Annotated in this window: 13 protein-coding genes; 2 read left to right on the top strand and 11 right to left on the bottom strand. The window is 58.4% G+C overall.

The features are described 5' to 3' along the window. Position 1: 1 nt before the first annotated feature. Positions 2 to 1,012, top strand: coding sequence for a 2-dehydropantoate 2-reductase (locus ACC569_RS06460; protein ID WP_372522679.1), 1,011 nt, complete (start codon positions 2 to 4; stop codon positions 1,010 to 1,012). Positions 1,013 to 1,190: 178 nt separating this feature from the next. On the opposite strand, the gene ACC569_RS06465 is transcribed toward ACC569_RS06460, so the two are convergent. Next, positions 1,191 to 1,832, bottom strand: a complete 642-nt coding sequence (locus ACC569_RS06465) for a hypothetical protein (RefSeq protein ID WP_372522680.1) — start codon at positions 1,830 to 1,832, stop codon at positions 1,191 to 1,193. Positions 1,833 to 2,053: 221 nt separating this feature from the next. On the opposite strand from ACC569_RS06465, the gene ACC569_RS06470 reads away from it, so the two are divergent. After that, a complete protein-coding gene (locus ACC569_RS06470; RefSeq protein WP_372522681.1) occupies positions 2,054 to 2,242 on the top strand; it encodes a hypothetical protein in 189 nt (62 codons plus the stop codon). Positions 2,243 to 2,342: 100 nt separating this feature from the next. On the opposite strand, the gene ACC569_RS06475 is transcribed toward ACC569_RS06470, so the two are convergent. The 10 genes from ACC569_RS06475 to glcF form a co-directional block, all read right to left on the bottom strand. Then, positions 2,343 to 2,915 carry a hypothetical protein gene (locus ACC569_RS06475; RefSeq protein WP_372522682.1) on the bottom strand — a complete coding sequence of 191 codons (573 nt, stop codon included), beginning with the start codon at positions 2,913 to 2,915 and terminating at the stop codon, positions 2,343 to 2,345. A 262-nt stretch (positions 2,916 to 3,177) separates the two neighbouring features. Continuing rightward, the gene (locus ACC569_RS06480; RefSeq protein ID WP_372522683.1) at positions 3,178 to 3,744 is read right to left on the bottom strand and encodes an HPP family protein; all 567 of its coding nucleotides are present in this window, start codon (positions 3,742 to 3,744) and stop codon (positions 3,178 to 3,180) included. Then, the gene (locus ACC569_RS06485) at positions 3,704 to 4,405 is read right to left on the bottom strand and encodes a YebC/PmpR family DNA-binding transcriptional regulator (RefSeq protein WP_372522684.1); all 702 of its coding nucleotides are present in this window, start codon (positions 4,403 to 4,405) and stop codon (positions 3,704 to 3,706) included. The genes ACC569_RS06480 and ACC569_RS06485 overlap by 41 nt, the downstream gene beginning before the upstream one ends. Positions 4,406 to 4,529: 124 nt before the next feature. Continuing rightward, the gene (locus ACC569_RS06490) at positions 4,530 to 4,895 is read right to left on the bottom strand and encodes a hypothetical protein (RefSeq protein ID WP_372522685.1); all 366 of its coding nucleotides are present in this window, start codon (positions 4,893 to 4,895) and stop codon (positions 4,530 to 4,532) included. Between the two features lie 113 nt (positions 4,896 to 5,008). Then, positions 5,009 to 5,842, bottom strand: a complete 834-nt coding sequence (locus tag ACC569_RS06495; protein WP_372522686.1) for a cytidylate kinase family protein — start codon at positions 5,840 to 5,842, stop codon at positions 5,009 to 5,011. A gap of 15 nt (positions 5,843 to 5,857) precedes the next feature. Next, complete coding sequence (locus tag ACC569_RS06500) at positions 5,858 to 7,384, bottom strand: tripartite tricarboxylate transporter permease (RefSeq protein ID WP_372522687.1); 1,527 nt, start codon at positions 7,382 to 7,384, stop codon at positions 5,858 to 5,860. A 107-nt stretch (positions 7,385 to 7,491) separates the two neighbouring features. Continuing rightward, positions 7,492 to 8,007 carry a tripartite tricarboxylate transporter TctB family protein gene (locus tag ACC569_RS06505; RefSeq protein ID WP_372522688.1) on the bottom strand — a complete coding sequence of 172 codons (516 nt, stop codon included), beginning with the start codon at positions 8,005 to 8,007 and terminating at the stop codon, positions 7,492 to 7,494. Positions 8,008 to 8,143: 136 nt separating this feature from the next. Then, complete coding sequence (locus ACC569_RS06510) at positions 8,144 to 9,172, bottom strand: Bug family tripartite tricarboxylate transporter substrate binding protein (RefSeq protein WP_372522689.1); 1,029 nt, start codon at positions 9,170 to 9,172, stop codon at positions 8,144 to 8,146. Between the two features lie 380 nt (positions 9,173 to 9,552). Beyond that, the gene (locus ACC569_RS06515; protein ID WP_372522690.1) at positions 9,553 to 9,744 is read right to left on the bottom strand and encodes a hypothetical protein; all 192 of its coding nucleotides are present in this window, start codon (positions 9,742 to 9,744) and stop codon (positions 9,553 to 9,555) included. A gap of 268 nt (positions 9,745 to 10,012) precedes the next feature. Continuing rightward, positions 10,013 to 11,245, bottom strand: a complete 1,233-nt coding sequence (glcF, locus tag ACC569_RS06520) for a glycolate oxidase subunit GlcF (protein WP_372522691.1) — start codon at positions 11,243 to 11,245, stop codon at positions 10,013 to 10,015. Between the last annotated feature and the right edge of the window lie 142 nt (positions 11,246 to 11,387).

Here is an 11,387-nt window from a genome sequence, read left to right on the forward strand (position 1 = left end):
CATGAAGATCTGCATCGTCGGCGCCGGCGCCATCGGCGGTTTGATGGGTGCCAAGCTCGCGCTCGCGGGCGAGGAAGTCACGCTGATCGCGCGTGGCGCGCATCTCGATGCCATTCGCCGGAACGGCCTGAAGCTGATCGAGGAGGACGGCAGCGAGCACGTGGCGCGCAACGTCAAGGCGACGAACAAGCTCGGCGAGGCCGGCAAGCAGGACGTCGTGATCCTGGCGCTCAAGGCGCACCAGGTCGAGCCCATTGCCAAGGAGATTCCGAGCCTGTTTCATCCTCAGACCATCGTGCTCACGACCCAGAACGGCATCCCCTGGTGGTATTTCCAGAAGCACGGCGGCGAGTTCGAGGGCCGGCGCGTCGAAACGGTGGACCCGCACGGCACCCTCATGTCCAGCATCGAGGTCGAGCGCATTCTCGGCTGCGTGGTATTTCCCGCGGCCGAGGTCGCCGCGCCGGGCGTCATCAAGCTCATCGAAGGCAATCGTTTCCCGGTGGGCGAACTCGACGGCTCCGAGAGCGAACGCGTCAAGGCGATCACGGCGACGTTTACCAAGGCCGGCTTCAAGTCACCGGTGCTAAAGGATATCCGTGCGGAGATATGGCTCAAGCTCTGGGGCAACCTGAGTTTCAATCCGATCAGCGCCCTGACCCATTCCACGCTGGTGGACATCTGCCAGTTCCCGCTCACACGCCAGCTCGCGGCCGACATGATGACCGAGGCGCAGACCATCGCCAACAAACTCGGCGTCGAGTTCCGCGTGTCGTTGGAGAAGCGCATCGCCGGCGCGGAGAAAGTCGGCAAGCACAAGACTTCCATGTTGCAGGACATCGAGATCGGCCGCGCCATCGAGATCGACGCCCTGGTCGGCGCCGTGATCGAGCTGGGCCGGCTCACCCAGACTCCCACGCCGCACATCGATTCCGTCTACGCCTGCGTCAAGCTGCTCGCGAAGACTCTCAGCGAGGAAAAAGGTAAGTTAAAAATCGAAAAAATCAGTTGAGCCGAATGCAGTAGCATTGTGCCGCCGGGGACTTGCTTCTGAAAAAGGCAGTGACTGCTTGCGGCCAAAAACGGCCGTTAGCATAATCCCGAAAGCGGACGCTCAACGCCGAGTTGTGCCGCGCCGCTACCCGGCATCAGGAAACGGTGTATCGCGCGGCGTCGGCACGAACAACGTGTCAGGCACAATTCGAGTTGCGACGAAGTGCCCCACCTAATGCCAGCATTCCTGACACCATGAGGAGGAGTGCTGGGGGCACAGGCACAGCGGTAATCGAATCAACTGAGAAACCTAAAAGCCCCCCACTTGGACCACCGTCACTTTGGAGTACGCCATAGGTCAGAGTTGAACCAGCGTCGAATGCAGCAACGTCAAAGAAAGATGGCAAGGCGGTGCTCGTCAGAACACCGGTATTGCCGGGCTGACTAGCCAGCCGGAATCCGAATGCACCATTAGGATATGAGTTCCCATCCACAGAGACGGGGCCACCAATTACCTCAACCATGTCTTCGACATTGCCTCCCTGGTTGTCCCAAATAGAAACATTCAGATTATTCGTCACCACCGTATGCCCCGCAACAGTTGCAGAGAGTGCGAATGGTGCAGGGAATCCATAACTGGCGTAACCGTCCAAGGACATTGAGGGCAAAGTATCCGTGTCATACGAGAACGTGCCTACAATTTGGCTGCCTGTGGCCGCCAAAGTGCCGCCATCCGTAACCGTTCCGGTGAATTGAAAATTGACCACAGCGGCGCTGGCTACACCGGAATCAAGCAGAAATACTGCCAAAATCACGAGAAAATATTTCTTTAACGGCATGGTTACCCCTTCCAAAATTTCAGCAGAGACAATACTTGTTATTCATTCATCTCATTATTTATGGCGGCGTCTATTCATGCGCCATCGTTAAACAGCCGCCAATAACTGATCGCATGTTTGTTCACCTGATGCGCACTCTCCGCTTGTCGTACTTCTCTGTCAAACATGAAATAGCATGAGTTGTAAATTCTGCCGACAGTTAAACACCGTCAATTTACATCATGTTTCAGGAAACCTTTTTATTCCATGTCTTCAAGAAATTAGAGCAGGGATTTGGCGCCGTGATCGAGCTGGGCAAGCTCACCCAGACCCCCACGCCGCACATCGATTCGGTCTATGCCTGCGTCAAGCTGCTCGCGAAAACCCTAGGCGAGGAAAAAGGCAAGCTGAAGATCGAGAAACTCATTTGAGTTGAGCGCGGCAAAAAATAGGGGCGGAGGGGTTAATTATTAACCCCTCCGCCCCTCTTCACATGGGCTTTACCGGCAGCTTGTTCTTGTTACTCGATGCTTACTTCACCGGCGCCATCAAGTGCTGGTATGGCGTGCCGGCCCACATCACGTAGGGGACCGAGGTATCGGGATCGGCGCTCTTCGGATACATATCGTAGAAACTCTGATCAGCGCCGACGATCATCACGTGCGGCCCGGTCTTGATCCAATGATTATTGGGCGCGGGCTTGGTCGCATAGGGATCGGTATTGCTGCCGTCGGTTCCACCCGAGAGCATGTACATAAAGCCAACTTTCCCCGGCGTGGGGATCGTGTGCCCCATCCACGCATGGGCCCATTCCCAAGCGTTCTTGTCCATGCACATGGGATCGGGGCCGGGCGTCGCCGGGTTGTCCGGCATGCAGGTAAAGCCGTTCGTTCCCTCCCGCAGCGTGCGCATCTTGCCGTCCGCCTCCATGGCCACGATGGTCGCGCCCTTGGCGACCTTGGCCGGGGCCGCCGACATCGCGCTCTTTATCAACTGCTTATCGGTGGGTGGCTTCTTCGCTTTTGCGGCATAGGCATTTGTCGTCAACGCCAACGCGGCGGATAACATGACCATGCCGGTCACTATTCTTTTCAATACGTGCATTGAAGTCTCCTTGAGGTAGGGTGGTTATTATTCATATGCCTTCGTGGTCAAAAAAACAGCATATGTACTGTCTTGCTTTTTCCGCCTTTGTCTTTATTTCATCAATTTCAGATTTTTATCATCTTCAGAAAAAATTCAAATCCTGTGAAAAAAGCCTGATGCTATTTGGCGAATTGCGCCTGGAAAGCGGAAAAGGAGTGGGGATTAATTTTTAATCTCCCCGTCCCCGTTACGCTCCAGAAAGCAAGGTTGGAGCCATCGGCTATTCACCCCAACCTCCCCAGAAGGTGGACGGAGGCGAGCGGTCGAGCCAGGCGACAGGATAGCACGAGAGGCCCGGATACAGGCGACTCCATGCGGCGGCGATCACGGCCAGGCTCAGCACGCCGACGAAAACCGGTTGCCACAGTGCCGACAGGCCGGAGTGGCTGTAGATCATGATGAGAGGGTTGGCGCCGGCGGGAGGATGCACGGTCTTGGTGAGGAGCATGTACCACAAGGCCAACACCAGCGCGAGCGCATAGACCCAGAGCGAATCGCCGAAGAATTGATAGCAGACGATGCCGACGAGGGCGCCGCCGAGGTGGCCGCCGATCAGCGCACGGGGCTGCGCGGCGGGTGCGCGTGTAAGGCCGAACAGAAAGACGGCAGACCCACCCAACGATGTCAGCAGCAACGGCGATGCGGGTGGCGCAACGAGGGAGAGCGCCAACGCAATGCCGGCGGCGGCGCCAAGCCCGCACCACAACAGACGCACGATAGGGAAGCGGTGAAAATGATGTACGGCTTTAACCCGCCAGCCCCGCAAATATGTTTTGCACGTCATCATCGGCATCGACCGCTTCCAGGAACGCCTCGACTTCCGCGCGCGCCGCGTCGTCCAGCGCCACCGGATTTTTGGGCCGATAGCCCAACTGAGCGGACTGCGCGACAAATCCATACTTCGGCAAGGCGCGGGATACCGCGTCCAGATCGGATGGATCGGTAAGAAACAGCGTTGCTCCGTTTTCGGCGGGCTCCAGATCGCGGGCACCGGCCTCGATGGCGGCAAGCTCCGCGTCCGCATTGGCGGATTCCGGGGTGGCTTCAATCATCCCGAGATAGTCAAAATCCCAGGAGACGGAACCGGAGGTACCCAGCTGCCCCTTGCGAAACAAAATGCGAATGTTGGTGACGGTGCGGTTCACGTTGTCCGTCAGGCACTCGACGATCACGGGAACCCGGTGCGGCGCAAAACCTTCGTAGATGAGCTTCTCGTAGCTCACCCCGGCATCGACCAGACCGGCGCCCTTTTTGATCGCGCGCTCGACGGTGTCCCGTGGCATGGATGCCTTCTTCGCCTGCTCAACGGCCAGACGCAAACGCGGATTCATGTCCGGATCGGCGCCCGCGCGCGCGGCGACCATGATTTCCCTGGCCAGTTTGGTGAAGATGCGGCCTTTTGCGTTGGCCGCCGCTTCTCTGTTTTTTGCTTTCCACTGTGCGCCCATGCCTACGTCCTCGCTATTCTTGTATTTACCGCAACCGCCATAAAAAGCCGAACACGGCGGATGCATGCCGCCGGTCAATCACTTGTCCGCTTCGCGGCAAGCATAATCAACCGGGGCAACCCCCTTATTCTGCCAGAAAAGTTACCGTCGTCTCAGCCGTTAATTTATCGATATCCAACTGCACGACGCAGTACTCACTTTCCTCATTAACGGGCGTGGGGTCGTCGGCACAACTGCAGCCGGCAATGATCCCTGTATAGAAAATACCGGCTTTTGCACGTATAAAACCAGCTTCCTCGGAAACACCGATGATAATCACATTGAGTTTGTCGTCGATGGCGTAGCTGCCGGTCGATAATCCCTGCTGCAAGGGAAGTTGTTCCGCCTCCATCTGTTCAATTTCCTTTTTAAGGATGTCGTTAAAATCCTGGCTTCCCCAAGCAATTAATGATTTTGTCAGCCGAGTCATTTCGATATATTGAACCGTCATGCCACTGATCTTCAAGCGATCGGGCGGTGAACCCAATGCCGTGGCCAGGCAAGAATGAAATCGGCCTTGGCCAGGGTTCCCGCAGAAAAGGGTGGGAGACTGATCCAGCGTCCCTAGGTCTTGGACGCGGGAAACATCTTGGTGTACTTCATGGTCTTGAGCTTGTTGTCCACGCTCTTTACCCCGGGAACGTGCCCCACGACCTCGGCAATGGCGTGACGCTCCTCGGTGCTGGCGGCAATACCCTCTAGCTTCACCTTACCGCTGTCAGCACTGATCGATATTTTGACGTCGGCGGTCTTGGAGTTGGCGCGCAGGGCCGCGCGCACGTGATACTCGAGCGTCAGGTTGGCGAGCTTCGCGCGTGATTCCGGCGTTTCCTTGAACTCGGGGCGCTTCAGCAGTTCCTTGATCATCTCGACACAGGTCGCCACCGACAGGCGCTCGGTGTTGAGCGTGATGTCGTATTGCATGGGTTCGCCCCAGGCCACGCCGAACTGGTGCTGCATGTTGGTCCGGTGCGCCATGTCACTGTGGCGTATTTCCTCGCTCGCCATCTCCTCGTCGTCGGTGTTGAGGCGGTTCATGAGCCACTTGACTCGCGTGGCGAACGGCGCGCCGATGCGCACGCACGGAATATGCGGGATCGGGCGCAGCACATGCGTGGCGCCCCAGCCGCGGATGATGACGTTGCCCTTCGCCGCCAGCGCCAGAATCTCTTCGACCTTGAACAACGCCAGGCTGGCCTCATCCGTACCCCAGCGTTCAAGCAGGCCGGCCTTGCCCTCGAGGAAGCGCTGCAGCATGCTTTTACGCAAGCGCATCTTCTCGGCCACGTGATCCATGATTTCGTGGCGCACGATCTCCAGGCCCAGTTCCTCGGCGAGCTTTTCGGCGACGAATTTTCCCTGCGAGCCCATTTCCTGATTCATGGCGATCACCGGCATGACAAATCCTCCTCCTTATTCCACCGGACGTGCTTCGTCCAGATCGTTGTTGCCGCGGCGCAATTGGCGCAACAGCTTCGATATCACCGGCCAGAACAGCATCAGCATGGCCAGGCCGCAAATACTTCCGACCAAACCGTTCGACCAGAAGATAGAGACCTCACCGCGTGAAAGCAGCATGGACTGGCGGAAGGCGCTTTCCGCCATATCGCCCAACACCAGCGCCAGCACCATTGGCGCGAGCGGATAATCGAGTTTCTTAAACAGGTAACCGACGACGCCGAACACCAGCATCAGCACGACGTCCAACATGGCGTTATTCACGGTGTAGGCACCAATCGCGCAGATCACGACGATGACCGGGGCGATGATGGAGAACGGCACGCGCAGGATCGCCGCCCACCAGGGCACCGTGGTCAGCACGATGATCAGGCCGACGACGTTGCCGATATACATGCTCGCGATCAGACCCCACACGAACTCCTTCTGTTCCACGAACAGCAGCGGTCCGGGCTGTAGCCCCCAGATCAGCAGACCGCCCAGCAGCACCGCCGCGGTCGGGGAGCCCGGAATGCCGAGCGTCAGCATCGGCAGCAGCGCGCTGGTGCCGGCGGCGTGCGCGGCCGTTTCCGGCGCGATAACCCCCTCGATCTCGCCGGTACCGAATTTTTCGCCGGTTTTGGAGAAACGCTTGGCGATGCCGTAACTCATGAACGACGCCGGCGTCGCGCCGCCCGGGGTGATACCCATCCAGCATCCGATCAGCGTACCGCGCAACGCCGTCAACCAGTATTTTGGCAGTTGCGCCCAGGTATGCAAAACGACGCGCGGGTTGATGCGCGCGTGCACGCCCTTGAACGCCAGCCCCTCTTCCATGGTAAGCAGGATCTCGCCGATGCCGAACAGGCCGATCACCGCGATCAGGAAGTTGAAACCGCGCAGCAATTCGGTGGTGCCGAAGGTCATGCGCAGAGTGCCGGTCACGGTGTCGAGCCCGACAGCGGCGAGCGCGAAACCGAGCATCATGGCGGAAATAGTCTTGGCGGGGTGGCCCTTGCCGAGGCCGACGAAGCTGCAGAAGGTGAGCAGTTGCACGGCGAAGAATTCCGGCGGTCCGAACTTCAACGAGAATTTCGCCACTAGCGGCGCGAGAAACGTGATCATGATAACCGCGAATAGGGCACCGACAAATGATGATGTGAACGCCGCGGTTAATGCCTCGCCGGCGCGCCCGGCCTTGGCCATCGGGTGGCCGTCGAAGGTGGTCGCTACCGACCAGGGTTCGCCCGGAATGTTGAACAGGATGGAGGTGATCGCGCCGCCGAACAGCGCGCCCCAGTAGATGCACGACAGCATGATGATGGCGCTGGTCGGAGGCATCGTGAAGGTAAGCGGCAGCAGGATCGCCACGCCGTTGGCGCCGCCGAGCCCAGGTAACACGCCGATCAGCACACCCAACAGGATGCCGACCAGCATGTACAGCAGATTATGATACGTGAGCGCGACGCTGAAGCCTTGCATCAGGCTGTTGAATTCTTCCACGCCTCGGTCTCCTCCCCCTGTTGCGAGTGGCGGTTGCTTATCCCCGCGCGCCCCGGAATACGTTGTGAAAAATGTTGTGACACCGGTCGCGGCACTCGGCCGCGCCGTCAGTAACCGATCAGCGCCTCCAGCGGTCCCTTGGGCAAAGGCACCATGAACCATAGCTCGAACAACAGGAACATGGACACGGGCACAAGCAAACTGACCGGAATAATCTTCGTCCATGGGAATCGTCCATGCCAATACATGAACGCACCGATAAAGATGGCGGACGCGGCATAAATGCCGATGAAATAGATCGCAACAACATAGATCACGGAAGGGAGGAATACGGATATCACCAGCCAAAGTTTCTTATGGCTTACGAAAACGCTCGCGCCGGCCTTGCCGGAGAACACGGACCGCAGCAGCGTCCAAGCGCTGGCGACACAGAGAATAAGTCCGATATAAAACGGGAAGTAGCCTGCCTGCGGACCATCGTCGGCCCAACCGGCGCCGACGCGCCGGCTGTCGAAGATCACCACGAGACTCAGCAACAGGATCACTGCCGCCACGGAGATCTCCATTGTCCTGGTGGAAACACCGCGTCGGCTCCCGTCTTCGGCATGATCGTTGTCGTGCATTCCCCACTCCTCAGTCGGCCATCACGCGCCGTGGTGCACCGGCTTAAAACAGGGTGATGACCAGGTTACGATCCTCACCCCGTTCTGTCGGTGCCAGGCGCAAATACCGGGGCCCGCCTGACAGCGGGACATTGCGCTACTTGGCGAGGAACCCGGCATCCTTCATCAATGCCTTGTGTGTATCCTCGGCCTTTTGCACCCAGTCGGCGTATTCCTTGCCGCTCATGAAGCTCTGGTTGAACGCGCCGCTTGCCATGAACTCATTCCATTCCGGCAGCGCGCGCATTTTCTTGAACAGGCTGACGTAGAAATTCACCTGATCCTGACTGACGCCGCCGGGCATGAAGATGCCGCGCAGCATCAGATAGTCGACGTTCACGCCCGATTCCTTGCAGGTGGGGATATCGTGCCACGACATCTTGTCCGTGACCTTTTCATTGTACGGCATGCGTTGATCGTCGAATACGCACAACGGACGCAGCTTGCCGGCGCGCCAGTGGGCCACGGCCTCGATTGGATTGTTCACGGTGGAATCGACGTGGTTGCCGACCAGCTGCACCGCCACGTCGCCGCCGCCCTTGAACGGCACGAAGGTGAATTTCTTACCGGTGAACTTGTCGAGCGCGACCGTGATGATCTGGTCTTCCTGCTTCGAACCGGTGCCGGCCATCTTGAACTTGTTATTGTCACCGGCCTTGATCGCGTCCAGGTATTCCTTTGCGGTCTTGTACGGCGAGTCGGCGTTGACCCAGAGCACGAACTCGTCAAGCGCGAGCATCGACACCGGCGAGAGGTCTTTCCAGTTGAACGGAATGCCGGTCGCGAGCGGGGTGGTAAAAAGGTTGCTCAAGGTGATGACGATCTTGTGCGGGTCCCCCTTGCTGTCCTTGACGTAGAGAAATCCCTCGCCGCCGGCGCCGCCCGACTTGTTCACCACCACCATCGGTTGCTTCATCAGGTTGTGCTTTGCGATCAGACCCTGAATAAAACGCGCCATCTGGTCGGCACCGCCACCGGTTCCGGCAGGAACGATAAATTCAACCGGCTTGGTGGGTTCCCAGTCCGCCAGCACCGATGCCGGAGCTGACAATCCCAGCATGGCCATGGCGGCCACAACCGTCCTGACAAAGGTATTGCACGAGATGCTTGCAGTAGCGTGTTGCATTATGCCTCCTAGTCCTTTATGCACGAAGATTTTATCTATCGTTATTCGTTATCGGCGAACCGTCATCTCACGCGGAAATTCAAATCCGCTGACGATTGCCGGGCGGCAAGACCTGGCTCATCCGATCTCTTCCGTGCATGAGTCATGCAGAGGATAAATCGTCGACACTTGTCCAGGTTCCCGCCACTCAATGTAACGGGAGAAGTCGCGTGACTCAAGAACAATGAAGGCAAAAATGAAATGGGTTTTTACCTGGTGAAAAATGCGGCCGGGACCCAGGCGGACGAAAACAACCAATAAAACCAGGCCCGGCATGGGCACGACGCCAGGCACCGCAACCAAACGATGGGGAGAAAATCAGCGTCTGACCGGTGGCCCGGTCAGATCCGTACCGCGCGACGGAAAGGGTGCGCGAGACAGGCCAGGAGCGCCACGGCCAGCCCGGAATTTTTGCGATCGGGGCAAACGATACCGATGAGGGACTCGCGCAGTACAAGCCATGCACCCACAGCCAGTCCGGCCAGACTGACGATTTCGCCGAGAAAAAACAGATTGTCTAAAAACAGTTTCATGGTCATTCCTTGATGGATTACTAAAGTCATTCGAACGTTTCCGCCCACCTTTTATATAGACTAAATGCGGCCGCGCTGCGCGATTTGCAAGCCCAATGAGCGCCCGACTAAAGTTGTCAACTTGTTGATTGATTTTTATTTTTTGCGATTCCGCATAGACCTGATTTCCGGACCAACGGCGCAAATTCCGATCACACGCTGACTCCCGACGCGCGCGTCGAAACAAGCATCCGAACGGGCTGGTCCGATTCAGGTCATGAAGACGGGACTACTCCCTGCCGGCCGAAGAACAGTCATCCAATATCTCGATCCAATGCCGCACCGGCAGCGCTGTCCCGCTCTGAAGATGAGCCAGACAGCCGATATTGGCCGTGGCAATGGTCTCGGGCCGGCCGGATTCGAGCGCGTCAAGCTTGTTCCTCAGCAAGCGCTGCGACAATTCCTGCTGCAGAATGGAATAGGTTCCCGCCGAACCGCAGCAGAGGTGCGCATCCGGCACAGCGGTCAGCGAAAAACCGGCTTCACGCAGAATTTTTTCAACTATCCCGTTCAGCTTCTGGCCGTGTTGCAGCGAGCACGGGCAATGGAAGGCGACTTTGGGTCCCGGTTTCGCGCCGCTCACGAGCTTCGACAAGTTTTCGTTCATCAGAATCTCGCTGATGTCTTTGGTCAATTCAGAAATTTTTTTCGCCTTCGCGGCGTAAGCGTGATCGTTTTTCAGAAGCTGGCCGTATTCCTTCACGTGCACGCCGCAGCCGCTCGCCGTCATGACGATGGCCTCGGCGCCGGATTCGAGGTGCGGCCACCAGGCGTCGATGTTGCGGCGGGCGAAATCGAGACCCTGCTCCTTGCCCGAGGTGTGGTGGCTCGCTGCGCCACAACAACCGGCGCCGGATGCCGCGACCAGACGTATGCCGAGCCTGTCCAGAACGCGCGCGGCGGCGGCGTTGATGTTCGGCGAAATCGCCGGCTGAGCGCAGCCCTCGAGCACGAGCATCGAGCGCGCATGCGCCGTCGTCGGCCACGGAATCGCCGTCCGGCGCGGGGGCACGGAACGCTTCAGGAACGACGGCATCAGCGGACGAAAAAACTGTCCCATCCGCAACAACGGCGTGAAACGCGCCGGATAAGGAATAATGGCGCGCAAGGTCCAGCGCACCAACCGGTCGAAGCGGCTCCGGCTTACTCTCTGCTCGGCAAGATCACGGCCGATATCCAGCAACTTGTGATACTGCACGCCCGAGGGACAGGTGGTTTCGCAGTTGCGACAGGTGAGGCAGCGGTCGAGATGCGTCAACGTATGACGCGTAACGGCCGCGCCTTCGAGCATCTGCTTGATGAGGTAGATGCGCCCGCGCGGGCCGTCGAGCTCGTCACCCAGCAGCTGATAGGTCGGACAGGTGGCATTGCACATGCCGCAATGCACACAGGTACGAAGCACGGCGTCGGCCTCGATGCCCTGCGGCGTGTGGCGGATGAAATCGGCTAGGGCTGTCTGCATGGTGCGCGTGTGACGTCGGCATGCCGGATGCGAATGCAGCCGCAACGATACCCTAAATTACACGTTGGATGAAATCGGGGAGGCTGCTCTATCAGCTTTCGACACCGGGTGAATATGTCCGTTCGTGGCGAGCTTGTCGAAC

The organism is Sulfuricaulis sp. (genome assembly GCF_041499725.1).
GTDB lineage: Bacteria > Pseudomonadota > Gammaproteobacteria > Acidiferrobacterales > Sulfurifustaceae > Sulfuricaulis.

Coding starts and splice junctions, on each gene's coding strand:
- ACC569_RS06515 (WP_372522690.1), bottom strand. CDS start 9,744: ATGAAACTGTTTTTAGACAATCTGTTTTTTCTCGGCGAAATCGTCAGT.
- glcF (WP_372522691.1), bottom strand. CDS start 11,245: ATGCAGACAGCCCTAGCCGATTTCATCCGCCACACGCCGCAGGGCATC.
- ACC569_RS06505 (WP_372522688.1), bottom strand. CDS start 8,007: ATGCACGACAACGATCATGCCGAAGACGGGAGCCGACGCGGTGTTTCC.
- ACC569_RS06480 (WP_372522683.1), bottom strand. CDS start 3,744: ATGATGACGTGCAAAACATATTTGCGGGGCTGGCGGGTTAAAGCCGTA.
- ACC569_RS06510 (WP_372522689.1), bottom strand. CDS start 9,172: ATGCAACACGCTACTGCAAGCATCTCGTGCAATACCTTTGTCAGGACG.
- ACC569_RS06475 (WP_372522682.1), bottom strand. CDS start 2,915: ATGCACGTATTGAAAAGAATAGTGACCGGCATGGTCATGTTATCCGCC.
- ACC569_RS06485 (WP_372522684.1), bottom strand. CDS start 4,405: ATGGGCGCACAGTGGAAAGCAAAAAACAGAGAAGCGGCGGCCAACGCA.
- ACC569_RS06490 (WP_372522685.1), bottom strand. CDS start 4,895: ATGACGGTTCAATATATCGAAATGACTCGGCTGACAAAATCATTAATT.
- ACC569_RS06495 (WP_372522686.1), bottom strand. CDS start 5,842: ATGCCGGTGATCGCCATGAATCAGGAAATGGGCTCGCAGGGAAAATTC.
- ACC569_RS06465 (WP_372522680.1), bottom strand. CDS start 1,832: ATGCCGTTAAAGAAATATTTTCTCGTGATTTTGGCAGTATTTCTGCTT.
- ACC569_RS06470 (WP_372522681.1), top strand. CDS start 2,054: ATGTTTCAGGAAACCTTTTTATTCCATGTCTTCAAGAAATTAGAGCAG.
- ACC569_RS06460 (WP_372522679.1), top strand. CDS start 2: ATGAAGATCTGCATCGTCGGCGCCGGCGCCATCGGCGGTTTGATGGGT.